The following is a 24,529-nucleotide window of genomic DNA, read 5'->3' as shown; positions in this document are numbered from 1 at the left end:
TCAATCCGCTTACCACAAGAAGATCACAGCAAGCTTTCGAGAAAGGCCGGGATGTATGAGCGGCGCCGGTTTAGCACGACGCCGAGAATACGCGCGTCGACTTTGTCGAGCTGTCGCTTAGCGGTCTCGGCCTCGGTCAACGGCGTACGGTCAGCTTCCACAACCAAGATAACGCCGTCAACTTTGGGGGCCAAGATTGATGCGTCGGCATAGCGGTTAACCGGCGGCGCGTCGATCACAATGAAATCGAACTGCGGGCGCAGCCGTGCCAGCAGCGCGCTGATCTGTTCGAGGTCGATGCTACCGCGCGCATGGTTACCTGCCACAATCACCGACAGGTTGAGCGCATCCACTCGGGTCACAACCGACTCGGCGGAGCGTTGCCCACTGATGAAATCGCTCACGCCCCCGTTAGGGGCAACCGGCAGCATCCGGGCCAGACTGGGCAGGCGCAAGTTGCCTTCCACCAGCAGCACCCGCGTCTCACGCTCCTTGGCGAGAGCAGTGGCCAAACCGATGGCAACCGTACTGGCGCCCTCGCCATGGCGCGCAGAAGCAACCAAGATCGTGTGCAACGCGGAGGGGCTCAGTCCGGAGACCAAGCTGGCCCGAAGCCGCTGGTAATCCTCGGCGACGACATCGGTGGGCGGCAGCGCGAGCGGCGACGCGGGCTCGGCGCCCCCTGCGCCCGGCGCCGGCTCGGTCCAGCGCACGCGTTCGCGCTCTTCTTCCGCCTTCTTCAGCGCTTCGTAGATCTTGCTCAAGTGGTCGCCCCAGCGCAGCGCTCAGGCTTGCGAATAGTCGTTAATGCTGCCAAGCAGCGGCAATCCCAGGTGCTGCTCGACATCGTACTCCGAGCGCAGCGAGCGATTGAGGTATTCGAGCCCGAAGGCAGCCCCAAAACTCACTGCCAGGCCCGAAATCAGCGACAGAAACACCGAAGTCCGCTGGCTGTCGGTGCGCGGCAGCGGCAGTGCCGGCCGCTGTACCACGTCAACGTTTACCAGCCGCTCCTGATCCATTGCCTCGCTGATGCGGGCTTCCTGTTCGCGCTTAACGTAGAGCTCGAAGGTGTCACGGCGGTTCTTCACTTCTTGATCGAGCCGATCGTACTCCAGCGTCTTCTGCCGCAATGAAATCAGCCGGCGATTGCCACGAACCGTTTCCTCTTCCAGCGTGGCGCGGCGCGCCCGCAGCTCCTTGAGCGAGCTCTCCAGGTCCAGCATCAGCCGCAAGCGATCCTCACGCACTGGGTTGGTCCGCAACATCTGGCGCGCCACCACCGTTGGGTGATCTCGCAGCTCCTCGTCCAGCTGGTCCTGTAACTCGCCGATCTCCTCGGCATTGTCGCGCACGTGGCGATCCTTGTCGGTGTACCGGCGCAATAGGCTGACGCGATCGATCTGCCGATCAACCAACTGCTGCGTCAGCTGGGTAACAACCGGGTTAACCTCGAGATACTGATAGCGCTTGATGATCGGTGGTTGATCCGCAAACTGCTGCTGGACTATCCGCATCTTCTCCTCGGCTCCGTTGATGCTCGCATTGATCTCCCGCATCGCGGTGTCGAGCTCAGCCACCGCGCGGACCGCGGCCTGAATCTCCTCGCGCGGCGAGGAAATGCCCTCGCGATCCGCGAATTCCTTGAGGGCGTCCTCGGACACACGCAAGCGCTTCTCCAGATCCCGGCGCTGCTCTTCGTAGAAGTGCGAAAGGTTCTTGTTGCCGTGCACCTCGGCGTGAAACGCGAGGTACTCGTCAACCACACGATTGACCACCTGCGCCGCGGTCTCCGGCCTCTGGGCCTTGTAGTCGATTTGGATAACGTTAGAAGACTTGATCGGGGTTACAACGAGCGCCTGCTCAAGCGCCATCACCTTCAGTCCCAAATCCGCCCCGTTATTCTGCAGGCTAACGTTTTCAATCCGCGCGTCGCCGTTGCTATCGCCATAGGTCAGCCCGCGAACAACGTGATCCAACATCTGCCGGCTACGAATGATGTGCACTTCCGAGTTCACGGCCGACTCGTTCAAGTCCAGGGTAGACACCTTCGTCAGATCGGTTGGCTGAACGGTGGCGTCGCCCCGCTGGGTGGTAATGAGGACCTTGGCGGTGGCCACGTACTTGGGCTTGCTGCACGTCGACACGGCCAAGCCCGGTAAGGCCACCACCACAAAGAGCGCCGCGATCATCCGCCAGCGCTTGAACAACACATGCAGCACTTCGCGCAACTGCTCGCCGCCCGTCAATATCCGTCCGCCACCACCTCCGTAGCCGTTAGCGTTGCCGTGCGCATTACCGTTGCCATGGATGTTACCATTGCCGTGGGCGTTGGTATTGCCGTGCCCATTGCCATGACCTGTACCGTTTCGCGGTCTTTGAATTTCGTCTGCCATGCTGATGAACTCACAGTGCCGTCACGGCGAAAAACCCACACCCACCCGCGGCGGGATCGGCAGCAAGCGCCGGACATAGAGGTCAACAAACGAGTTCATGTCACCAATTGTCGTTCGCGGCACGTAGAGCATGTCGCGGGCTGCTAGCTGCACGGACTCGGGTTCGCCTTCGAGCACTTTCGTAAGATCCAGGCGCGTGGCCTGGTAGTCCTTCTCTCCAACCATCAGGTGCACGACACTGTCGGCGCGGGCGGTGTCGGTAAACCCGCCACGATCCAGGATCGCTTGCAGCGGCGTCAAACCGGACCTATAGGGAACGAAGCCGGGTAGTCGCACTTCGCCGCCAACATAGACCTTTTGCTCGCCGATTTCGGCCACAATCACCGTCACCTCGGGGTCACGCAGCCGATCGCCTGAGCGCTCCCGGATAACCTCCGCCAGATGGTTCGCGCTCATCCCTGCCGCCGCGATATCGCCGGTCATTTGTAGGGAGATGTTGCCGTCAGGGCGCACGGGTAGCCTTACATCCAAATCGGGGTGATAGAGGAACTTCACTCGCAACGTGTCACCCGGCTGAATCAGGTATTCGCTAGCCGTCTTCGCCTCCGGAGCAGAAGCATCCAGAGCCGGCAACGGCACGGGCGGGGTGGAGCGAGCGCGGCCACACCCCATCATCACGACTAACGCGAGCGCCAGTCCAACACGTTTCACGACAGCGTTCTTCATTCGCTCCCGGTCCTCCGGGTCTGCGCCCGCGGGCTTATACGATCTTCGGTCGACGCCATCAAGTGATTTTGCACACCCCCGAACCGCCGTTTTTCGCCATCTATCCCACCAGCTGAGTCATCCCCGACGACCCCCGCGTACACCGTCTCGATCAGTGACACAGCGACTGCCCAGCTGTGGCCCCTTTGCACCGCCCTCCGAGCGGCAGCCCCCAACTCCGCCCTGCGCTGGCCATCCGCAAGAAGCATCTCAATCGCATCGGCCATCGCTTTGTCGTCCTCATCGGGCACCACCACTCCGCTTACCCCGTCGCTGACCGCCTTCGCCGCACTCTTACATACCACGATTGCACGGCCAAAAGACATGAAATTCAGCAATTTGATTGGAAATCCAGACCAAGACGAGCGACAGCACACAACCACGTCCGCACGGTTCAGGATCGGCCGAGTTGCCCCAAACGTTTGCGCCATCACCACGCGGACGCCAGGCAACTGCGCCAGCTCTGCCAGCCGCCCGCGAACCGCCGGCGCCTTCGCCGGATGCGCCGCAATGACCAACAGGACACCGGGGCGGCGCTCGCGCAAACGGGCGTAAGCCAGCAATAAGACGTCGATTCCCTGGTATGGGTCGATGTTCCCAGCGTACAAGACCACTTCATTGTGCGGAAACAGACGTGAAGCGGACAGACCCCCAGCCGCCGGCTGGCTGATGGCAGGTGGTACCACCGTAATTCGCGGCCGCGGCACCCCTTTTCGCCGCAGATACCCACTCAATTCATCGGTGAGGGCCAGACAATGATCCGCGCCCAACGGCACCACCCTGTCCAGCAACGATCCGAACCGGCGAGCCAACCGGGACGCCAACGATCCCTGGAAGTAGTAAGGCAGTTCGTCTGCCATAGCATTGTGAGTGTGGTACACGACCGGCGTACCCAACAACCACCGTACCGCGTAACCCACCAGCGGACCCTCATAGTTGTGAGCGTGAATTACGTCGATCGCGTGCGCGCGCACAACCCGGTAGAGGGCGAGTATCAACGCCACGTCGAGCACCAACTTCGCCCACCACGAGCCGCATCCATCCAACCCCCACCAGGTCCGGGCTCGGTGGATAGCCATGCCCTTGACCGGAACCAGATGCTCTCCGGCAGGATAGGCAACAACGTGAACTTCGTGGCCCGCTGCCGCCAGAGCTTCTGCCAATTCCCGAATCAGCACCTGCGAACCGCGCAGGCTGGGAAACGGGCAAGCCGCCACCATGGCAATTCGATAACCTGTGCGACTGCCGTTCATTCGATATATCCCAGCGCCCGCAGCCGATCCTCCACGATGCGCTCCTGCGCCGGGTCGTACCCGATCTCTGCCTCGGACGGCGGATCCTCTCCACCGGCGACTGCTTTCGTGAATCGCCCGGCGACGCACGACAGAACCCGCCCATCGAGCCCCTCTGGAACCGCCACGCCGCAGAGGGCGAGAATTGTTGGGGTCATGTCGGCGATGGTTGCCCCGTGAAAGACTCCCTGTGTCACCGGACCCACCAGCGCAAACAGGCCATCGCGCCGATGGCTACCGCTGAGGCCGCTGAGCTTACCGCCGGCGACCTCTGCACTCGACATTCGCCGCAGCGGCGCACCGGCGCCGTGACTGGGCAGGCAGGTGTACGAATAGCCGTCCTTGAGTGCGAACTCGATGATCAAGTCCGGCGCCTGGTGTACCCACGGCCCCTCATACACCTGGTCGCGCCGCCACACTCGCTCGACAACCGCTGCACCCGTATCCGGGTCTCGCAACTGACGCAGCACTGCCGTAACTGCCGCGCACACCTGCTCGTACTGCCCCGCGGCCACCGTTCCCTGCCGCTCCCGGTCGCGGAGGTTTAGCCAGACGGAGGGGAAGTAATTCAGTTCTTCCGAAAAGGCCTGTGTGTGCTCCCAATCAATAGCGCCGAATCGGGCCGCCGACTCGACCGCCCCTGCCACACGCCCACCAGCGAGCCGAAAGCAGCGCGCCTGCATTCGCGCCGGCATCCATTGCAGCAGATGCCGTTTTCCGATAGCGGCGCCACGCGCCATCACGCCGCCCTGGCGCCAGCGCAGCAGTCCCGCTTGCTCAAGCTGCCGGTTCAAGTGCACGGCAATCGTAGCCGCACCGCCGAAGCCGTGGTCCGAGCACACCAGCACCGCATCGGGCTGGCTCGCCTCGATCAAGTCGCCAATGGCCGAATCGAGGGCCGCATACACGCTCCGAATCGCGCCGCCAAACTCGGCGGCACCGCTCTCGTCGAAGCGCGGCGAGGCGGGGTCGCAATGGCGCCAGAAGTGGTGCGCCACGGTATCGGACTCGCCGAACAACACCATCGCGCAGTCCCAACGCTCGCGCCGCAATATGCGCGTCGCCAGTCGCGCCTTGGTCGCAACACCCTGCAGCAGCCCGCGCAAGGCCTCGCGGTACCACTGCCGATCGACGCGGAACTCCTGGAAGTCGGCAAATGGGAAGCCGCCGCTGGCCTCGACTAGCGGCGCCAACTCCGGCGGGTAGACAAACGAGGCGTCGGCTCTCACGGTCACCGGTGTATCGAAGCCGCTAATCATGCACCCGTTCAGCGGCTCGGGTGGATACGTTCCCGGCACACCGAGCACGGCGACACGCTTGCCCGCAGCACTGAGGCGGTTCCACACTGTCGGGACCTTGCGGAAGCTACCGTTGACGAACTCGACCGCGTACCGGCCGCTAACGCGGCGGGTGAAATCAAAGATCCCATGCCGCCCCGGGTTGACGCCGGTCATGAACGTCGTCCACGCTGGAAAGGTGGCCGGCGGCACCGTCGATTGCAGCGGCCCCCAGGCACCGGCACCAAACAGCCGCTGCAAGTTTGGCAGCAGGCCCTTGTCGGCCAATGGTCGCACCAGCTCGAGGGTGGCGCCGTCGAGACCGAAGATCAGTAACATGCGCGCCTTAGCCCTGCCTTTGACGAAGCGCTCGCCCCTCAGCGATGCGGGCCCGCATCCGACCCAGCTCCTCCAGCAACGAAGCCGCCCGGGCAGGTTCGCTGGCGGCGCGGTTGGTCTGCTCCGCTGGGTCAGCGCCCAGATCGTACATCTCTACCGGAGCCAACCCGCGCGGATTGCCGGGATTAGCGGTGATGAGCTTCCAATTGCCAACCCGGATAGATGCCAGGACGTTGCCTTCAAGATCCTCCTCCGCGTACAGCGGCTCCCCAGCCACCGAGCCGAACAGGTCACGGCCCATGAACCGCTCCGGTACCGCCATACCGGCTGCCGCCACCATCGTAGACGCAACGTCGATGGTGCGAGCGATTTCGCTCCGTCGCGTCCCGGAGTTCGCTTCACGGGCCCGCTTGATGAGCAGCGGCACGCGCACGCCTTCCTCATACAACGTGGTGCCGTGCCACCAGCCACCGTGCTCCAAGAACTCCTCACCATGATCTGCGACGATGGCGATAACGCTGTCGTCATAGAGCTTGAGCTGGCGCAGCTGATCGAACAAGCGGCCGAGGTGGGTATCGAGATAGGAAACGTCTTGCAAGTAAAGGTCGTGCACTTCGGCCCGGCGCGACGCGGGTGGTGACGGGGTATTGGCCCGGGCGATGCCGTAGCCGTTGTACGGAATGGCGAAGAACGGGTCGTGCGGATCCATGTAGTGAATGAGCAGGAAGAACGGCTGCGGCGGCCGCTGCTCCAGCCACTTGCCCACCGCCTGCCCAACCACTTCGGCGTCCTGGTAGTAGTTATAGAAGTACATGCGGCTCGCGCCCAAGCGCTCGCGAGCGGTGCGCAGGCCCTTGTAGATGGCCAGGCGAGTGGCCGAGTCGGTCGCCCAGAAGTAGAATTCCGGCTCCAGGTAGTGATATTCGCCGAAGCCTTGCTGGAAATTGAAGATCGGGGCCACATTGATATTGGTCACAATTCCCGCGGTCCAGTATCCGGCCGCAGCGAAGACCTCCGCCAGCGTCAACGCCCGCTCCGGCAGCATGTCCATCTTATGGACGGCACCGTGGACCGAAGGATAGACACCGGTAAGCATGCTGGCGATCGATGGCCGTGTCCAACTGGATTGGGCGTAGGCGTGCTCGAATAGCACGCCATCGCGCGCAAACGCATCCAGCGCCGGGGTCTGTCCGGCCTTGCCGCCGTAACAGCTCAGCGCATCCGCCCGCAACGTGTCCAGCACGATGAAGATCACGTTCGGCCCGCTGGCGGTGGACTTACGCCCAGCGGCTGCGGCTGGCGCGGTCGGCGCGGTCGCCAACGCCAGCCCGACACTGCCCGCGAGCAACAGCGCGAGGGTCGCAAACGCACCACCCATTCGCCCGCCGCTGTAGAGCAAGCGGCAAAGCCGTGCGATCAACCAGGCGATGACTACACCGCCGGTCACGATCCCTGCGTGAACCCCGAGACCGGCCGGCGAGGCGGTCACCAACTCCTCGTGGAAAACGCGCTGGATGACGTGGTAGCGGCCGACGACCATCAGCAGCAGCGCCACAGCGATCGCCACGCCAGCGGAAAAGCCAGCCGCTGCCGAGCCAGCGCGCACGGCCACCAGTCGCACCAGCGCGCCGCCCGCCGCTAACACCAGCCCAAGCGATCCGTATGCAATCACCGCGTAAGGAACCAGCCAATACTCCTCCGGCGGAGCGCTCGTGAAGACGATCAGCGCCACCTCCCCGAGGCCAATCAAAGCCCCACCAACCGCCCCACCAAGGAGGCCGGCAATCAGCTGCCCCACCACTGAATCACTCGAATCGGATGTCACGATTATCCTTTCGTACTGCCTTTGCCATGGCCGGCGGATATAGCTCCGCCCATAAGGCCCGTTCTGGCCCACCCCGCGGAGTCTAGAACTCCATTGCCAATGCCGGCCGCGACAGCAGATGCTGTGCGCGGCCGGCTACGCCGGCATGCGGTCGACGAACTCCTGCGGCAGCTCTACGCACGTCTGCCGCCGCAGCAGCTCCATCAGTATCCGCACCCGACCGCGCCCGCTCGCGTGACTCTCGATGATGCCCTCGAGTCCCACGAACGGTCCGTACTTCACTCGCACCCGGTCCCCCTGCCGGAACACGGGGTAAGCATGGATGACCCCGTCGGCCCCGGCGCGTGCGCGCAAATATTCCACCACCGCGTCTTCTAGCGGACACGGCACACCACCGAACGCCACGAACTTGTTGACTCCGGGCGTCCACACTACGTCGAAATACTGGGTCTCAAGATCTATCTGGACAAGCAGGTAGCCCGGGAACAGCGGGCCAACCACCGAATGGATTCCGGCGCGCACACTCTCGCAGATACGCGGCAAGAACGTATGCACCCCACGCCGCGCCAGCTGCCATTCGGCGTACTCCTCGCGGCGCACCTTGGTGCGCACCACAAACCATTGGCGGCTCTCGCACTGCATGCCTGGACCTCTAGCGCACCAGCAGCGCCATGCGGCTGTCCTCACGAAACAAGCGCTGGACTTCCTTGCTGGCCGCGGCGGCAGCGTTTCGCTCCGCAAAGCCTTCGATCACAACCCGAAAGATCGGGCGGCCGGCGCCTAACTCAGCGCGGCTCACTCGGCTGCGCTGGCCCCGTGCCCGCAACGCGGCGTCCAACGCCGCGGCGCGCGCCGCTTCGGTGGTCGAGTAGACCAGGACACCGAAACGACGATCGCCGGCCGATACCACCGAGCTTTCGCTCAAGTCCGGCAGCTGCAACGCCTGACCGACGGCGATGACATTGACATCGCGCAAGTTCGGGTTGGCCAGCTTCAGCAAGTCGAGGATGGTGTAGTTGGCCTGGCCATACTTCTTGAGCGCGATCCGAGATACCGAGTCGCCCGGCTGCACGATCACCCGCTCCATCTGGTTGGTCGCCAGCCGCATCACTCCCGCCTCGCCCTCCTCTGGCGGCAGCGCGACCGGTGCCGGCACGGGCGCCGGCACCGGTGCAGCTTCCGCATCCCATAGCGTCGTCGCCGATGGGGCACTGGCCACCGCGGCACGCTCGGCAGCGCGCTGTGGGCGGGGCTCATCTGCCGCCCGCGCGCGTTCGCGCCCGTTAGCCAGCGGTGGCGCCTCGGAGGCAATCGGCTCGGAGACCATCGGCTCGGGGTGGGGCACCGCGTCAACGCTAGCAAGCTGCTCCGGTTCGCCGGCTTTATTAGCAGCGGCGGCAGGCGGTGGCTCGTCAGCACTAGGGGCAACGCGCTCGAACCGCTGCGCCGCCACCTGCGACACCGGCGCGCTCGCCGCGCCCGCATCCGAAAACGGCGAGTCGGCCGGTGCTTCTTGCGCCGGCGCCGGTGCCGGCACCTCGAGCGGGCGTACCACACCGCGCCCGGCGGCCTCGGGCGGCGCCGGCTCCACCACCGGCTCAGCCGCCCGGGAACCGGGGCGAATCACCTCGGGCGGCCGCGCCACCGCTGCCCCCCGTTCGGCGCTACCGGCGGCCGGTTCGCCGCCGTCCGGGCGCTGCAACATGCTGCGCCCGACGGATAGCAGCCCGACGGCAATCGCCACCAGCACCATCGCTATCAGCCCGATGCGGGCGCGCGATGGCAACGGCACACCCGCGGCCACCACCGGCGCGGGCGGGACGTCTTTAGGAACCACAATCTCGCGCACCTCTTGCAGCGGCATCAGATCGGCCGCCGCCTCGCTGATAACATCTCCGCCGATGCGCTTTTTCCCCAGCGCGTAGCCGATCACTAAGGCATTGTCGCACACCACATTTATCAGCCGCGGAATGCCGTGCGAAAAATGGTAGAGCTGATCCTCGGCATCGCGCGAGAAGAGCTTCAGATCACTGCACCCGACGGCATGCAGCCGGTACTGAACGTACTCACCAAGCTCCTCCCGCGACAGCGGTTGCAGCCGGCAGCTGACGGCTATGCGCTGGCGCAGCTGCCGCAAGTTCGGGTTATTCAGCTTCTCGCCCAACTCGGGCTGGCCGGAGAGAACGATTTGCAAGATCTTCTCCTTCGCGGTTTCCAAGTTGGAGAGCAGGCGCAAGTCTTCGAGGACAGCGAAGTCGAGGTCTTGGGCCTCGTCGATCAGCAACGCCACGTTGCCGCCCCCGCGCAGCTCTTCGAGCAGGAAGGTGTTCAACCGCTGCAGCATGTAGAGCTTCTTGCCGTTGTGGACGGGGAGATCGAACTCGGCGAAGATGTACTCGAGTATCTCCTCGAACGAGACGTGCGTATTGAAGATGAAGACCGAGCGGGTCTTTTGGTCGAACTCGTCGAGCAGCCGCTTGAGCAAAGTCGTCTTGCCGGTGCCCGCTTCGCCGATGAGCGTAATGAATCCTTTGCGCTGCGAGATGCCGTACTGGAGCGCCGCCAATGCCTCCCGATAGCGTGCGTTAAGGTAGAGGCATTTGGGATCGGGAGTCACGTTAAATGGGCGCTCCGACATCTGGTAGAAGTCACAGTACATGGATCATCCCCGTGTCGTTGTGGCGCAACAGCTGTGCCATGAGTGGTCAATGAACGCCGCCGGCGATACACACGGCAGCGAGGCAGGCGCTCCACCAACTGTCGTGGCAAAGCACCGGTTTTCCGCTTGCAGCTCTGCCAGGCACTGCATCCGCGCCAGACTCATGCCGGCCTCCCGCCGCCCTCGGTGCGACCGTTGGCGCGAAACTCCCCAGCGTGCAGCCCGTGGGCCTTGATCTTGCGGTGGAGCGTGGCCTGATCAACCATCGCGTGGCGAGCGCTCGGCCCGATGCCGCCGTGGTAACGAGCCAGCACGTGGTTGAGGTACTCCCGTTCCGCGCGGCGCAAGAACTCGCGCAACGGCGCTTGGTAGTCCGCCCCCGACCGGCGGCTATTGGGCGAACTGATCTCGCCCGGGATATCGACCTCGCGCACGGTATCGCCCTTGGCGCGCAACACCGCGCGCTCCAGCACGTTGAGCAGCTCGCGCACGTTGCCGGGCCAGGAGTGGCCCATTAGTTGAGCTAGCGCTCGCTCAGAGAGCCGGTTGATGCCTTTTTCGCGCGCCAAGAGATTGTTGCGCAGGAAGTCGGCAACCAAGAGCGCAATGTCCTCCAGGCGTTCGCGCAACGGCGGTAGCTGAACGGGAACGACGTTGATGCGGTAGTAGAAGTCCTCGCGCAGCTGCCCGCTCGCCACCAGCGCGGCCAAGTCGCGGTTGGTAGCCGCGACCACGCGCATGTCCACGAGTACGATCTTGTTGCCGCCGAGCTTCTCGATCGCGCGATCTTGCAACACCCGCAACAGCTTCACCTGCATCGCCAACGGGATGCTTTCGACCTCGTCCAGGAACAGTGTGCCGCCGTTGGCCAACTCGATCTTGCCGACACGGTCTTGCAGCGCACCGGTGAAGGCGCCGCGTTCGAAACCGAACAGCTCGCTCTCCAGCAGCGGCTCCGGCAACGCCGCACAATTTATGGCCACAAAGCGCCCGGCGCGCCGCTTACCTTGAAAATGGATAGCCCGCGCCACCAGTTCTTTGCCGGTGCCCGACTCACCGCAGACCAACACCGTCACATCGTTTTGCGCCAGCATCTCGATGGTAGAGAAGACCTCGATCATGGCCGGGTTACGGGTCACCATGTTGCCGAAGGTGTAGCGATCCGAGAGCTGCTTGCGCAGGTATTCGATCTCATCGATTAGCCGGCGCCGCTCCAAGACCTTTTGAATCGCGAGCAGGATCTCCTCCGGCTCGAAAGGCTTGGTGATGTAATCGCTGGCCCCGTGCTTCATCGCCTCCACGGCTCCACGAATGCTGCCGTAACCGGTTATCATCACCACGTCGACGCTCGGCCACCGCTCGCGGATTTCTCGCGTCAGCGCGATGCCGTCGCTGCCCGGAATCTTCATATCAACCACCGCGAGCGTGAACTCCCGCTCGGAGAGGTTCTGCAACGCCTGAGCGGCATCGCCGGCGGTCGTGATGCGATAGGTCTGCCCCGCCAGCAGCGTTTCCAGCTGCTCCAAGATGAGCGGGTCGTCATCGACAACGAGAATCTGCGGTGTCATGCCACCCCTTGCGGCAACCGGATGGTCCATCGCTGCCCACCCTCGTTGACCTCCTGACGCAGATCTCCGCCTTGGAGTTCGATCAGTTTCTGCGCCAGCGCCCAGCGTAATTCGGTTAGTGGTGTCGCCACGGAACCCGGGCCGACGACGCTGATTTCGAAGTGTCCCCCCTCCTCAGAAGACAACCCACAAGCCGCCCGCACGCCGGCCGGACTCGCACTGGCACACAAGGACTGCGCTAGCAGGCGGAAAACCCGCGCCAGACAGGCGGGGTCCGCAGTCACCGTCGCGCCAGCCGTCTCACTCACGACAACATCTACGCGCCCTGCGCCCACGCCATCGTCGAGGTGGCGTCGAAAGCTGGTGGCGACATCGCTCATCCTCAGGCAGCGCATAGCCATCGGCGTCGGCGCCACGTAATCAACGAAAAGCTCCAGCAGTGATTGCAGTTCGCGCACCGACGTCTCCAACGTCGTCAGCGCTCCGCTGTTGCCGCTCGCAGCGGTACGAATCAGGTGGTACAGGCGCTGGAAGATGTTGCCGAAGGTGTGATCGACCGTTGCCAACACCGCCGGCTGCACCACCACCAGGTCGCCATCGCCGCGAACCCGTGGTTCACTGGGCGAACTAATGCCATGCGACTGGCGTGCTGCCTCAGGCAGCGATCCCTCTGATCTGATCACGAGCTCTCTCTCTTCAAGACCGGCGGCGCCACCACGCGGCACGGCTGGTAGCCCGTGCGCGGGCTCGATATCTGCTCTTTGGCGCTACCATGCGATTCGCATTGCCGACCGACAATCACGGTTACCATGGGCACTTAAACTTTTTCAAGCGAATTCTGCGGCCATGCCGCGGGGCTGCGAGGTTTGTCTCGGCCTCCTTGCAGGATCGCGGCATTATGCCGCTTGGGCAGAAAGCTGCCCAAAGCGTGCGGGCCCGCCCGGGGTCGTTGGCTTCCGACCGAAGCCGTGACCGATTCTTCTGACAACTTGCCGGTCGCGGGGATGTGCACATCTGTGATCTGGTTCTCCGTCGCCTCGCTTCTCAGCATGAAGCCCCTCGCGGTCTTTGCCTTCAGCGCCCGTTTACACCTCGAGCACTGCGTCGGCCGGCAACGCCGACCGCCTTTGGGCAGGCCAAGTCATGACATTTGTCGGTGGTCGTTTTCTGGCAAAATGTTACCAAACAGGCGTTTGGGACGATCGCTGAACCACTTCTTTTGAGGGCCGAGTCAGTAGCAACGGTAAGAGGAACGCAGCATGGGTAACTTGGCGTCAATGCAGATTTCGCGACGGGATTTCTTGATCGGTGCGGGCGCGACCACACTCGCTCTCGGCTTGCAGCGCTTACAGCCGCAGCTCGGTGCGAGCGCCGCCGCGGCCGCCGATGCGCAGGCGGTGGGGGGGCCGCCGATCTATCGCACGTGGGAGGATATCTATCGCCAACGGTGGGTGTGGGATCGCGTCGCCAAGACCACTCACACCCGGGCCAATTGCGTGTCGGCGTGCTCGTGGAACGCGTTCGTCAAGGACGGCATCGTCTGGAAGGAAGAGCAGAACGCGGTCTACGAGCGGCCGCGTACTGACGTGCCCGACTTCAACCCGCGCGGCTGCCAGAAAGGTGCTTGCTACAGCGACCTCGAAGCCGGTCACACGCGGCTGCTCTATCCGCTCAAGCGCACGGGCGAGCGCGGCGAGGGCAAGTGGGAGCGGATCTCCTGGGATCAAGCGGTGACCGAAATCGCCGACAAGTTAATCGATGCGGCCGTGGCCGAGGGCAGCGAGTCCATCGTTCATGATCACGGCACTACCAATGCCGGCTACGGCCCGGAGACCGCCGGTGAGATGCGCCTCACCGATGCGATCGGTGCCACCGTCCTCGATTCGTGGTCCGGAGTCGGCGACATGCCCATGGGCTGCGTGCAAACCTGGGGCATGTACAATTGCGAGGGAACCGCGGACGATTGGTTTCGTTCCGATTACATCATCGTCTGGATCGGCAACCCGGTCTACACTCGTATCCCCGAGGTCCACTTCATGTACGAGGCCCGTTACCGCGGCGCCAAGGTGGTGGTGATCGGCCCCGATTACAACGCCAGCGCTATCCACGCCGACATGTGGATGAACATCAAGCCCGAGAGCGACGCCGCGCTGGGCTTGGCGGCGGCCAAGGTCATCATCGACGAGAACCTCTACAAAGCCGACTTCATCCGCGAGCAGACCGATCTGCCCATCCTGGTACGCGAAGACACCGGCCGCTTCCTGCGCCAGTCCGACCTCCGTGCCGGCGGCGCGGACAACCTCTTCTATTTCTGGGACGAAGCCACGGGGAAACCCGTACGGGTGCCGGGCTGCGAAGGCGACGGCGGGCGCTCGTTGGCGCTGGGCGCGCTTAAACCCGCGCTCACCGGAGAGTTCACGGTGAAGCTGGCCGGCGGCCGGCAGGTCCAGGTCAAGCCGGTCTTCGAACGACTGCGCGCACAACTGGCCGACTACACGCCGGAGAAAGCCAGCCAGATCACCACGCTGTCGCCGGCGTTGATCCGGCAATTCGCGCACGAAGTGGCCGCCGCCAACAACGCCATGATCTTCGCCTCGTGGGGCGCGTGCAAGCACCACCACAGCGATCTGTTCCAGCGCACCATGATCCTGCTCCTGGCGCTCACCGCCAATCAGGGCAAACCCGGCAGCGGCTTGCGCGTGGCCGCTTGGTGGGCCTTGGACGGCCAGGAGAAGATGACCGGCTCCAAGATGAGCACGCTCGAAATGTTGCGGATAATTCCCAAGGCCATCCGTGGCCTGACCCCTCGCGATTACGAGGACCTGTACACCCAGCACAGCGAGAAAGCGCCCAACACCCCGCTGATGCCGTTCCTCTACGTCCACGGCGGCTACCGCGAGCTGTGGTCGCGCAAGGATTTGGTCGACCCGGCACTGCCGCGCGGGATGGACGAGTACATGAAGCTGTCGATCGAGCGCGGCTGGACCAAGGTGCATCCCCGGCCCGACCGCCGCCCGCGCGCACTCATCTTCACCGGCTCCAACCCGTTGCGCCGCTGGCCGGCGCCGCAGTACGCCAAGAAGCACCTGTTCAAGAAGCTCGACTGCATTGTTTCGGTGAACTTCCGCATGAGCACGACGACGATGTACGCCGATTACGTGCTACCGACCGCCGGCTACTACGAGCAGCACGGCATCAAGTACGCCCAGAGCTACGTCTCCTACGTCATTTTGTCTGACCAGGCGGCCAAGCCGCGGGGTGAGGCCAAGCCGAACTGGGAGATCTTTGCCTTGCTCGCCGAGCGCATCGCTCAGCGCGCCGGCGAGCGCAACGTCGGCCTGGTGCGCGGTTACAACGACGAGCCCCTCGATCTCACTAAGGCTTATGACCATTACACCGCCAACGGCCACTATGATCCGCGTGACCCCCAGGACCCGGTCAAGTTGATCGACGACATCATGAGCAACAGCCCCAGCGTCGGCAACATCAGCGGCGCCGAGGCGGTGCGCCTGGGCGCGGTGCGCATCGTTGGGGCCGCGCGCCCTTCGCCGATCTATCAAACCTGTAGTGACTACGATCCCCAGGACACGCACTGGACGCACCGCTGGTTCGTTGAAGGCAAGGTGCCGTGGCCGACACTCACCGGCAGGCAGCAGTTCTACCTCGACCACGAGTGGTACCTGGAGGCCGGCGAGGCACTGCCGGTGCACAAGGACCCGCCCCACGCCGGCAGCAAGTATCCGCTGCGCATCAACGGCGGCCACACTCGCTGGAGTATCCACGCCATCTGGCGCGATCATCGCTTCATGCTGCGACTGCAGCGGGGCGAGCCGGTCTGCTACGTCAGCCCGCTCGACTGTGATCCGCGCGGGATCCAGGACGGTGACCGCATCCGCGTCCACAACGACGCCGGTGAGTTCGAAGCCATTGCTAAGACCTCGCCCTCGGTGCGGCCGGGCGAGGTCATCATCTACCACGCCTGGGAGCCCTTCCAGTTCAAGAACTGGCAGGGGCAGCAGGACCCGGTCGAGGCGCCGTGGAAGCCCATTCATCTCGCCGGCGGCTATGGCCACATTCACTATCGCATGTTCTACGGCTCGCCCGGACATTCGCCGCGCGGAGCGCCGGTAGAGATGGAGAAAGCATGACCACCCGCACGCGGGTCCTCGCCCCTGCTTGGAGGAGCAAGTGAAAGTCGGCATCGCCTTGATTGAAGGCTACAGCTTCACCGAGGAGCCGCTATCGCTCGGCGTCGCCGGCATCGCCGCCGCCGCGCGCCGGCTGGAGGAGCTCGGATTCGACAGCATCCTGTCCGCCGAGACCGCCGGCCACGATCCGTTCTTCCCGTTGCTCATCGCCGCCGAGCACACCGGGCGAATCAAGCTCAGCACCGGCGTGGCGGTGGCTTTCCCGCGCAGTCCGATGGTGGTGGCGCAAATGGCGTGGGATCTCCAGCGCTTCTCCGGCGGGCGCTTCCACCTCGGCCTCGGCACCCAGGTCAAGGGCCACAACGAGCGGCGCTACGGTGTGCCATGGACGGCGGCGCCGGGACCGCGCATGCGCGAGTACGTGCTCTGCTTGCAGGCCATCTTCAAGACCTTCCAGGACAACAAGCAGCCGACGTACTTCAAGGGCAAGCACTACCAGTACACCATGTCACCGCCGGTGTTTACCGCGGGCGCGATCGCGCACCCGCATATTCCGCTCCAGCTCGCCGCCGTCAACAACTACATGTCACGGCTCGCCGGCGAGCTGTGCGACGGCGTGTTTCCCCATCCCGCGTGCACCGCCAAGTACATCCGCGAGGTGATGTTGCCCCAGGTGGCCGCCGGGGCGCGCAAAGCCGGCCGCCAGCCGGCCGGCATCGACATCACCGGCGCGCCCATTATTGTCACCGGCCGCAACCAGGAAGAGCTGCAGCGGGAGAAGCAACTGCTCAAGCGCCGGGTTGCGTTCTACGGCTCGACCCGCACCTATCACCCGATCTTCGCCGCCCACGGCTACGGCGATCTCGGTCTGCGGCTGCACGCGCTGTCGCTCGAGAGCAAGTGGGACGAAATGACGAAGCTCGTCCCCGACGAGATGGCGCAGGAGTTCGGCACGATCGGCCACCTCGACGAAATCGGCGCGCTCTTGAAGGAGCGCTGGGGCGGGGTCTTGACCACCATTAACTTGCCCACCGACTTCCCGCTGCGCTCGGCCGAGGACGCCCGGCGCGCGCGGGAGGTCGTAGCGCTGCTGCAGGGCTGAGCCGGGAGCGTTCCGCGCCGCCAGCTTGCGCCCATCCTGCCCCCCAAGTTATACCACCGGCCGTTGCGCCAGCTATTGGCTCACGTGCTGCATGCGAACCCGCTCCCTCCTCCGCGCCGTCGAGACGGCCGCGTTCAATGCCGGGCTGGTGGTCTTGGCCGCGCTGGTTCGGCGGGCACCGCTGCGACGGCCGACGCAGTGTCTAGTCGGCTGGCTCGGCACGGCTGCCGCGCGGGTGCACGGCGTGCGCCGCCAAACCACTTCAGCGGGCATTGGCCGCGCCTGGCAGAGCGCCTTCGGCTCGCCGGCGCTCGTGCCCATCACCCGCATCGACGGCGACACCGTCTGGGCTGAAGTGCGCGTGCATTGCCCCTTGCGCGGCAGCGGCGACACCGCGGCCTGTTATCGGCTGATGGCGTTCGATCGTGCGATTGCCGAGCGCGCCGGGGCCAGCTTCGTCGTCGTGCGCTCGCAGGCTGAGCCCGGAGTAAGCGTATGTGAGGTGGCACTGCGCCCGGCCCAGCTGCCGATCACCGACATCATTCCCGCGCACGTGCGCTGCGCGGGGTCCGCGGTGACGTGACTCGGACGGAGATCGATCGTGCCAGTGGAAGAACGGCTGCGCCGCGGATTCAAGTACTTCAACCGCTTCATGTTGCTGTTGTGGCGCTTGGGGCTGGGGGCTTGGGTCAATGCCTGGCCCGCGCTCGGCGGACGGATCATGGTGCTGGTCCATACCGGCCGCCGCAGCGGCCGGCGCCGCTTCACGCCGCTGAACTACGCGATCATCAGCGGCGACGTCTACTGCCTTGCCGGCTTCGGCAGCGGCTCCGACTGGTACCGCAACATTCTGGCGCAGCCGCAGGTCGAGCTGTGGCTGCCCGAAGGCTGGTGGGCCGCAACGGCCGAGGAGCTTGCCGGCGCTGGCGCGCAGAGCGAGTGGCTGCGCGCGGTGTTACTGAACAGCGGCCTCGCCGCCCGCGCCGCCGGCATTGATCCGCTGCGCATAACCGACGAGGCGCTGCGCGCCGCCACGGCCACTTACCACCTCATCCGTCTCCGGCGCACCGCCGCCAGAACCGGCGCGGGCGGTCCGGGCGAGCTGGCGTGGGTGTGGCCGGTGGCGACCGTGCTGCTGCTACTTTGGCTGGCGCTGTCGTGAGGCCGGCGGCGCAGCACTGCGAGTGACACCCGGGCACGGCCAAGATCGAGTGTGCGTGAAGCGATGAAATTCGGAGTCATCCCGCCGTACGGCCGGGCCCCGCTGGAGTCGCCGGACTACAGCGTGGCCTTGGCTCAGATGGCCGAGCAGTACGGCTTCGAGTCCATCTGGGTGGTCGAGCACGTGGTCATGGCGGTGGAATACGACTCCGTCTACCCTTACGACCCCAGTGGCCGTTCGCCGTTCACCGCGGAGGTAGTTCAGCCCGATCCGTTACTGTGGCTGACTTACGTGGCTGCACACACGCGCACGATCCGCTTGGCCACCGGCGTGCTCATCCTGCCGCAGCGCAACCCGCTGATTCTAGCCAAGGAGCTGGCCACGATGGACCGCCTCTCCGGCGGACGGGTCGAGTTGGGCATCGGTGTGGGCTGGGTACGCGAGGAGGCGCAAGCGCTCGGCACCGACTTCCACACCCGCGGTCGCCGCGCCGACGAGTACATCGCGGTCATGCGCACGCTCTGGCGCGAGCCGATCGCAAGCTTCCACGGCGAGTTCGTCAATTTCGATCGGGTCGTATCGCGGCCTACCCCGGTGCAAGCGGGCGGGGTGCCAATAATCGTTGGCGGGCATTCAGCGGCGGCGGCGCGCCGCGCCGGCCGTCTCGGCAACGGCTTCTTCCCGCTGGGCGTCTTCGGTTCTCAGCTCGCCGGGCTGCGCGCAATCATGACCGCGGAGGCACAGCGCCACGGGCGTGACCCGGGGGCCATCCCGTTGACTTGCGTCGGGCTGCCCGAGATCAAGCACGCCGAACAGCTCGCGGCCGCCGGGGTCGAGCGCATGGTGGTGGCGGTGCCAGCGCCCGACTTGGAGGAGGCGCGCCGCTGGTTCGAGCGCTTTCGCCGGCAGGTAATGGACAAGATCTGAAACTATGGCCGAAAGTCCTGGCGTCGCGCGCAGATTTCCCTCCGTCCTTCCCGCGAAGGCGGGAATCCATCCGGAGCCCCACCGCCCCTGGATGCCCGCTTAAGGATTGCGGGCATGACGGAATACCCCTGTCGAGCTTTGGGTTGCGGGCGTCAGCCCGCGCTATGAGACTGCGGGAGGACTACGCCATGAGCGAGAGCGAACAGAACAAGCAGATCACGCGCGCACTCTTCGCCGCGCTCAGCCGCGCCGACGCTGCCGCCGTTGCCGAGATGTACGCAGACGACTTCACCCTGTGGACGGCCGGGACTCTGCCGTTCTCGGGTACCTTCAACAAGACCCAAGCGTTACAGGGCATGGATCAGATCCTCGGTCTGTTTCCCGACGGCTTACAGTTCACCATCACCGCCATGACCGCCGAAGGCGAGCGGGTCGCGGTCGAGGCCGAATCAGACGGGCGCCACGCCAGCGGCAAGAGATATCACAATCAGTATCACTTCCTAGTGATCGTGCGCGACGGCAAGATCGTCCAGCTCAAGGAATACATGGACACCATGCACGCCCAGGCGGTGCTGCTCGGCGGCTGAAGCCAGCCCGCCGGCTGCTAGCGCAGCGCCGCTGCTGCTCGGCAGCCGGCTTGGCGGCCGAAGAAGGTGCCGTCGCCGAGTGAAATGCCGCTACAGTAGCCCCAGGCCGCGATGCCCGAGGTGGTCCGCCCGGCGGCGTAGAGACCGGGAATGAGGCGGCCGTCCGGGTCCAGCACTTCGCCGGTCGGCAACGTGTGCAAGCCGCCGAGGGTGAAGGTGGCCCACAGCACCCGCTCGGGGCGGCAATCGATGGCGGCGTACGGCGGCGTGGTTAGCGGCTGGATGAATTCGGGCAGCTTGTGGAACAGCGGGTCCTCGCCGCGGGCGGCGAAGCGGTTGTAATACTCGACGGTGGTTTGCAGTGACGCCGCCGGCAAGCCCATGCTCTGCTCCAGTTCCGCGATCGTGTCCTCGACGTACGTGGGCTCGAACCCGATCATGTTGCGTTCGTAGATGGCGGTGTCGGCGATCAGGTAGATATGGCCATCGTGCTTGAAGAGCGCCTCCTGGCCCACGCGGCCGTAATAGGTATCTTCGTTGATGAAGCGCTGGCCGAAGCGGTTGACGACGATGCCGCGCATCAGCCGGCGCGGCGGCGTCAGCGGGATGGCCACTTCCGCGGCGTCCATGTGGATGATGTCGGCACCGGCGCCCATGGCCATGCGGATGGCGCGGCCGTCGTCACCTTCGACGCCGAGCTTGAAACTGCACTGCCAGATACGCGGGCTGTGGCGCGCCACCATGTCGCGGTTGTTGATGAAGCCACCGGCAGTCAGAATGACACCGCGGCGGGCGCGCACGTACTGCTCGCGCAGGTCGCGCCAGAGCACCAGGCCCGCCACTGCGCCGTCGCGGTCAATGACGAGGGTCTCGGCGCGGGCATCGCACACGATGCGAGCGCCGCTGCGCTCGGCGGCGGCGACCAGCTTCTGCATCAAGAAGCCGCCCGCCGCCGCCGGATGTCGCGGCTTGTGCGCCCGCGGCGCCGGCCGGGCGATGCGGTTGAACGGGAAGGTGTCCTCACCGCCCGAGTAGACCAGGCAGTCGTCGCTCGGCGCTTCAGTACCGGGCTCGGGGTAGAAGGTGTACTTGAACGGTACGCCGTGGCTTTCGAACCAGTTGAAGTGCGCCACGCTCTCGCCGCAGAAGAGCCGCAGCTTGGCCTCGTCAGGCTCAGGCCCCAGGGCCGCCAGCAGGAACTGGAACATCTCTTCGGGGGTGTCGTCGAAGCCACAGGCGCGCTGCACCGGCGTGCCGCCGCCCATGTATATCAGTCCGCCGGAGTTCGCCGACGTGCCGCCGCCGCCACCGGCGCGCTCGAGCACCAGCACCTCGGCGCCGGCCTCCGCAGCCTCGATCGCGGCACAGGCACCGGCACAGCCCAAACCGACGACGACGACATCGGCCTCGATATCCCAACTCTTCACGCTGCCGACTTCGCGCACTTCGGTTGGGTTCACTCGCTCACTGCCCACTGTCTCTCCTCCATGTCCGCCCGTCCGCGCCGCGCCCGTACTGAGCGGTTGACCATAGACGAAAAGGAGTTCACGGGCGAGTGCGGTCGGTCGCTGACAGTGTGCGGCACAGCACGCCGCGGCGGGCTCAGCGCGCGTTTCACTACCCGGGCGACAATATGCATCGCCTGCCCCCTTTACGTTTCGCGCGCGCCGATTTAGTTTGCTCGCCCATGATCATCGGCGTTCCAAAGGAGATCAAGCCGGAAGAGAATCGGGTGGCGATCACGCCCAGCGGGGTGAGCGCCCTGGTGGCGCATGGGCACCGCGTGCTGGTGGAGCGGGGCGCGGGTCTGGGAAGCGGCATCCCCGACCAAGGCTACCGTGCGGCAGGGGCGCAGATCACGGCGCAGCGCGAGGTCTGGCGGCGGGCAGACATGATTCTCAAGGTCAAGGAGCCGTTGCCGCCGGAGTACCGCTACCTGCGCGAGGGCTTGATCCTGTTCACCTACCTGCATCTTGCCGCCGCTCAGGCGCTGACCCGGGAACTGCAGCGGCGCAAGGTCACCGCCATCGGCTACGAGACCATCGAGCTCGATGACGGCACCCTGCCCTTACTGGCGCCGATGAGCGAGATCGCCGGACGGCTTTCGATCCAGGTCGGCGCCTGGTGCTTGCAGGCGCCCAACGGCGGCTGCGGGGTGTTACTCGGCGGCGCCTCGGGTGTGCGCCCGGCGAAAGTAGTGGTCATCGGCGCCGGTGTCGCCGGCGCCAATGCCTGCCAGGTCGCCGTCGGCGTCGGCGCCCACGTCAGCATCATCGACAAGAACCCGGCCAAGCTGCGCTACCTCCACGACATCCTCGGCGGCCACGTCACCACGGTGATGTCAAACACCGCCAACATCGAAGAGGAAGTGCTGAATGCGGACCTCGTTATCGGGGCGGTGCTGATCCCCGGCGCCAAGGCCCCCAAACTCATCCGGCGCAAGCTGCTGCGGGCGATGAAGCCCGGTGCCGCGCTGGTCGACATCGCCATCGACCAAGGGGGTTGCGCCGAAACCTCCCGCCCGACCTCACACCACGACCCCATCTACGTCGAGGAGCGAATCGTCCACTACTGCGTGACCAACATGCCCGGCGTCGTGCCGCACACCTCGACCTACGCTCTGACCAACGCCACCTTGTCGTACGCCCTCGATTTGGCCAACAAGGGACTGCGCCGCGCGCTCGAATCCGACCCCGCGCTCCAGCGCGGGGTCAACACGCTCGGCGGCCACGTCACCCACCCTGGCGTCGCCGATACCTTCGGCCTCGCACGGGTGCCGGTGATGCACTTGTTGTGACCAGCCGGCGGCACTCGGCACGGCTCACTTTGCCGGCGGGTGATAGAGCAGCAGCATCGTGTACAGCAACGCCGGCCGGTCGTTGCCGGCGACGTGCACGGCGATTTCCTGCGTCAGCTGCGTCCCTTTCGGCTTCGCCTCCACCGCCGCCAAGCGTGAGCGCGCGCGCACCTTGCTGCCGGCCGGCACCGGACTGACGAAGCGCAGCTTCTCGGCGCCATAGTTGGTCACGTTGCCGTAGCCAGCGATGCGGAAGTCAGCGGCCGCGCGCAACGCGGGCAGCAAGCTGAGCGTCAAGAAGCCGTGTGCAATCGGCTGCTTGAACGGGCTCTCGCGCTTGCAGCGTTCGACATCGACGTGAATCCACTGATGGTCGCCGGTGAGCTCGGCGAACTGGTTGATCATGGCTTGGGTGATCTCGATCTCCGGCCCCCATGCGCCGAATTCCTCGCTCACGTGTGCGCGGAGCCGTTCCAAGTCGTCGAAGCGGATTTCTTCCATAGCTGTCGTCCTCCCTGGCCTTGCCGCCGGTCTTGCGGGCGCCGGCCCCATTCAGTTGCCACAGGCGCGGGCACGAATTCAACGGCGCCGATATCCGGCACCCGGGTGCCGCCGCCCCTATCCCGCTGCCGCCGCAAACCTGCTATCCCCAGCGCTGCTGAAAGGAGCCGAGAATGGGACTTGCCGTGAGTGGGCCGAACGCAGAGCAGATTCAGTACTGGAACGACATTGCCGGCGAAAAGTGGGTGGCGGTGCAACCGCTCATCGACGCGCAGATCGGGCCGCTGGGCGCGATGGCGATGGACCGGGCGGCGATCGGCGCCGGGGAACGGGTGCTGGATATCGGCTGCGGCTGTGGCCATACGACGGTGCAATTGGCGCGGCGGGTGGGCGCGACCGGTCACGTCACCGGCATCGACCTGTCGCAGCCGATGCTCGACTGCGCTCGCCAGCGGGCCGCGCGAGAGGCCGCGGACAACGTGCACTTCGAGAACGCAGATGCGCAGACGCAAGTGTTCCCTCCGGATTCCTTCGATGTGCTCTACTCGCGCTTTGGCGTGATGTTCTTCGCCCATCCCGAACAGGCGTTTGCTAACCTGTGCGCTGCGCTGCGCCCGGGCGGCCGGTTGGCGTTCGTCTGTTGGCAGGCGCTAAAGGACAACCCGTGGATGGTGGTGCCCCTGGCAGCGGCCGCAGCACACCTGCCACCCCTGCCGCTGCCCGCGCCCGGCGCGCCTGGACCGTTCGCGTTTGCCGATGCTGCCCGGGTCGAGGGCATTCTGACGCTGGCGGGATTCGTCAACGTCGCCTTCGAAGCGGTCTGCGAACCGCTTGCGCTCGGCGGTGGCGGCCAGGGTCTGGACGAGACCGTGGAGTTCCTGCTGCAAATGGGCCCGGCTGCTAAAGCGTTGCGCGATGCCAACGATCCCGCCTTGCGACCGCGAGTGGCCGCTGCGATACGCGAGGCGATCGCTCCGTTCGTTACTCCGGCGGGTGTGCGTATGGGCTCGGCTGCGTGGATCGTGACCGCGCGCCGGCCGCGTGCAGCGAGCTGACGTCCAGGGCCTCAGAGGCTGCGAAAAACTCTGAGGGGTGGAGCAATGCTCCACCCCTCAACAGTGATGCCATTCGCTCCGCCTTCCGATCTTGAAGGCGGGAGCGGTGCTCCCGCCGCACTTCGTCGC

The 24,529-nt window shown here is 65.2% G+C and carries 20 protein-coding genes; 8 read left to right on the top strand and 12 right to left on the bottom strand.

Annotation, left to right across the window (positions count from 1 at the left end; all coding sequences use genetic code 11):
• Window positions 1–23: 23 nt before the first annotated feature.
• The 10 genes from HY699_01170 to HY699_01125 form a co-directional block, all read right to left on the bottom strand.
• Entirely contained in the window at window positions 24–764 is a 741-nt protein-coding gene (locus HY699_01170) for a CpsD/CapB family tyrosine-protein kinase (protein MBI4514412.1), read from the bottom strand.
• 21 nt (window positions 765–785) lie between these two features.
• Complete coding sequence (locus HY699_01165) at window positions 786–2,396, bottom strand: hypothetical protein (protein MBI4514411.1); 1,611 nt, start codon at window positions 2,394–2,396, stop codon at window positions 786–788.
• Window positions 2,397–2,417: 21 nt separating this feature from the next.
• The gene (locus tag HY699_01160) at window positions 2,418–3,122 is read right to left on the bottom strand and encodes a polysaccharide biosynthesis/export family protein (GenBank protein ID MBI4514410.1); all 705 of its coding nucleotides are present in this window, start codon (window positions 3,120–3,122) and stop codon (window positions 2,418–2,420) included.
• Window positions 3,119–4,414 (bottom strand): glycosyltransferase family 4 protein, encoded by a 1,296-nt coding sequence (locus HY699_01155; GenBank protein MBI4514409.1) that lies wholly within the window; start codon window positions 4,412–4,414, stop codon window positions 3,119–3,121. The genes HY699_01160 and HY699_01155 overlap by 4 nt, the downstream gene beginning before the upstream one ends.
• Window positions 4,411–6,069: an alkaline phosphatase family protein gene (locus tag HY699_01150; GenBank protein ID MBI4514408.1), complete on the bottom strand. Its 1,659-nt coding sequence runs from the start codon at window positions 6,067–6,069 to the stop codon at window positions 4,411–4,413. The genes HY699_01155 and HY699_01150 overlap by 4 nt, the downstream gene beginning before the upstream one ends.
• Before the next feature lie 7 nt (window positions 6,070–6,076).
• Entirely contained in the window at window positions 6,077–7,894 is a 1,818-nt protein-coding gene (locus tag HY699_01145) for a sulfatase (protein MBI4514407.1), read from the bottom strand.
• A gap of 135 nt (window positions 7,895–8,029) precedes the next feature.
• Window positions 8,030–8,536 (bottom strand): hypothetical protein, encoded by a 507-nt coding sequence (locus tag HY699_01140; GenBank protein ID MBI4514406.1) that lies wholly within the window; start codon window positions 8,534–8,536, stop codon window positions 8,030–8,032.
• A 10-nt stretch (window positions 8,537–8,546) separates the two neighbouring features.
• On the bottom strand, window positions 8,547–10,553 hold the full coding sequence (locus HY699_01135) for an AAA family ATPase (protein ID MBI4514405.1): 2,007 nt from the start codon (window positions 10,551–10,553) through the stop codon (window positions 8,547–8,549).
• 161 nt (window positions 10,554–10,714) lie between these two features.
• Window positions 10,715–12,151, bottom strand: coding sequence for a sigma-54-dependent Fis family transcriptional regulator (locus HY699_01130; protein ID MBI4514404.1), 1,437 nt, complete (start codon window positions 12,149–12,151; stop codon window positions 10,715–10,717).
• Window positions 12,118–12,804, bottom strand: a complete 687-nt coding sequence (locus HY699_01125; protein MBI4514403.1) for a hypothetical protein — start codon at window positions 12,802–12,804, stop codon at window positions 12,118–12,120. The genes HY699_01130 and HY699_01125 overlap by 34 nt, the downstream gene beginning before the upstream one ends.
• 576 nt (window positions 12,805–13,380) lie before the next feature.
• Between HY699_01125 and HY699_01120 the strand changes: the two genes are divergently transcribed.
• The 6 genes from HY699_01120 (at window position 13,381) to HY699_01095 (ending at window position 20,047) form a co-directional block, all read left to right on the top strand.
• Window positions 13,381–16,269, top strand: coding sequence for a molybdopterin-dependent oxidoreductase (locus HY699_01120; protein ID MBI4514402.1), 2,889 nt, complete (start codon window positions 13,381–13,383; stop codon window positions 16,267–16,269).
• Between the two features lie 40 nt (window positions 16,270–16,309).
• Entirely contained in the window at window positions 16,310–17,371 is a 1,062-nt protein-coding gene (locus tag HY699_01115; protein MBI4514401.1) for a TIGR03617 family F420-dependent LLM class oxidoreductase, read from the top strand.
• 91 nt (window positions 17,372–17,462) lie between these two features.
• A complete protein-coding gene (locus tag HY699_01110; protein MBI4514400.1) occupies window positions 17,463–17,954 on the top strand; it encodes a hypothetical protein in 492 nt (163 codons plus the stop codon).
• Window positions 17,955–17,972: 18 nt separating this feature from the next.
• The gene (locus tag HY699_01105; GenBank protein ID MBI4514399.1) at window positions 17,973–18,533 is read left to right on the top strand and encodes a nitroreductase family deazaflavin-dependent oxidoreductase; all 561 of its coding nucleotides are present in this window, start codon (window positions 17,973–17,975) and stop codon (window positions 18,531–18,533) included.
• A 63-nt stretch (window positions 18,534–18,596) separates the two neighbouring features.
• Window positions 18,597–19,460 carry a TIGR03619 family F420-dependent LLM class oxidoreductase gene (locus HY699_01100; GenBank protein MBI4514398.1) on the top strand — a complete coding sequence of 288 codons (864 nt, stop codon included), beginning with the start codon at window positions 18,597–18,599 and terminating at the stop codon, window positions 19,458–19,460.
• A 188-nt stretch (window positions 19,461–19,648) separates the two neighbouring features.
• Window positions 19,649–20,047, top strand: coding sequence for a nuclear transport factor 2 family protein (locus tag HY699_01095; protein MBI4514397.1), 399 nt, complete (start codon window positions 19,649–19,651; stop codon window positions 20,045–20,047).
• Between the two features lie 17 nt (window positions 20,048–20,064).
• On the opposite strand, the gene HY699_01090 is transcribed toward HY699_01095, so the two are convergent.
• Entirely contained in the window at window positions 20,065–21,507 is a 1,443-nt protein-coding gene (locus HY699_01090; protein MBI4514396.1) for an FAD-dependent oxidoreductase, read from the bottom strand.
• A gap of 227 nt (window positions 21,508–21,734) precedes the next feature.
• Here HY699_01090 and ald point away from each other — a divergent pair, with 227 nt between their 5' ends.
• A complete protein-coding gene (ald, locus tag HY699_01085; protein ID MBI4514395.1) occupies window positions 21,735–22,844 on the top strand; it encodes an alanine dehydrogenase in 1,110 nt (369 codons plus the stop codon).
• A gap of 24 nt (window positions 22,845–22,868) precedes the next feature.
• Here ald and HY699_01080 read toward each other — a convergent pair whose 3' ends face one another.
• Entirely contained in the window at window positions 22,869–23,345 is a 477-nt protein-coding gene (locus HY699_01080) for a MaoC family dehydratase (protein ID MBI4514394.1), read from the bottom strand.
• Window positions 23,346–23,518: 173 nt separating this feature from the next.
• Between HY699_01080 and HY699_01075 the strand changes: the two genes are divergently transcribed.
• Window positions 23,519–24,400, top strand: a complete 882-nt coding sequence (locus tag HY699_01075) for a class I SAM-dependent methyltransferase (GenBank protein ID MBI4514393.1) — start codon at window positions 23,519–23,521, stop codon at window positions 24,398–24,400.
• The last annotated feature ends 129 nt before the right edge of the window (window positions 24,401–24,529 follow it).

Source organism: Deltaproteobacteria bacterium (genome assembly GCA_016210005.1).
GTDB lineage: Bacteria > Desulfobacterota > Binatia > HRBIN30 > JACQVA1 > JACQVA1.
This window is presented reverse-complemented; position numbering and strand designations above follow the sequence as displayed.

Excerpts from the sequence above, each read along its gene's own strand:
- HY699_01165 (MBI4514411.1), bottom strand. The coding sequence starts at position 2,396 with ATGGCAGACGAAATTCAAAGACCGCGAAACGGTACAGGTCATGGCAAT.
- HY699_01160 (MBI4514410.1), bottom strand. The coding sequence starts at position 3,122 with ATGAAGAACGCTGTCGTGAAACGTGTTGGACTGGCGCTCGCGTTAGTC.
- HY699_01155 (MBI4514409.1), bottom strand. The coding sequence starts at position 4,414 with ATGAACGGCAGTCGCACAGGTTATCGAATTGCCATGGTGGCGGCTTGC.
- HY699_01150 (MBI4514408.1), bottom strand. The coding sequence starts at position 6,069 with ATGTTACTGATCTTCGGTCTCGACGGCGCCACCCTCGAGCTGGTGCGA.
- HY699_01140 (MBI4514406.1), bottom strand. The coding sequence starts at position 8,536 with ATGCAGTGCGAGAGCCGCCAATGGTTTGTGGTGCGCACCAAGGTGCGC.
- HY699_01135 (MBI4514405.1), bottom strand. The coding sequence starts at position 10,553 with ATGTACTGTGACTTCTACCAGATGTCGGAGCGCCCATTTAACGTGACT.
- HY699_01130 (MBI4514404.1), bottom strand. The coding sequence starts at position 12,151 with ATGGACCATCCGGTTGCCGCAAGGGGTGGCATGACACCGCAGATTCTC.
- HY699_01120 (MBI4514402.1), top strand. The coding sequence starts at position 13,381 with ATGGGTAACTTGGCGTCAATGCAGATTTCGCGACGGGATTTCTTGATC.
- HY699_01110 (MBI4514400.1), top strand. The coding sequence starts at position 17,463 with ATGCGAACCCGCTCCCTCCTCCGCGCCGTCGAGACGGCCGCGTTCAAT.
- HY699_01100 (MBI4514398.1), top strand. The coding sequence starts at position 18,597 with ATGAAATTCGGAGTCATCCCGCCGTACGGCCGGGCCCCGCTGGAGTCG.
- HY699_01095 (MBI4514397.1), top strand. The coding sequence starts at position 19,649 with ATGAGCGAGAGCGAACAGAACAAGCAGATCACGCGCGCACTCTTCGCC.
- ald (MBI4514395.1), top strand. The coding sequence starts at position 21,735 with ATGATCATCGGCGTTCCAAAGGAGATCAAGCCGGAAGAGAATCGGGTG.
- HY699_01080 (MBI4514394.1), bottom strand. The coding sequence starts at position 23,345 with ATGGAAGAAATCCGCTTCGACGACTTGGAACGGCTCCGCGCACACGTG.
- HY699_01075 (MBI4514393.1), top strand. The coding sequence starts at position 23,519 with ATGGGACTTGCCGTGAGTGGGCCGAACGCAGAGCAGATTCAGTACTGG.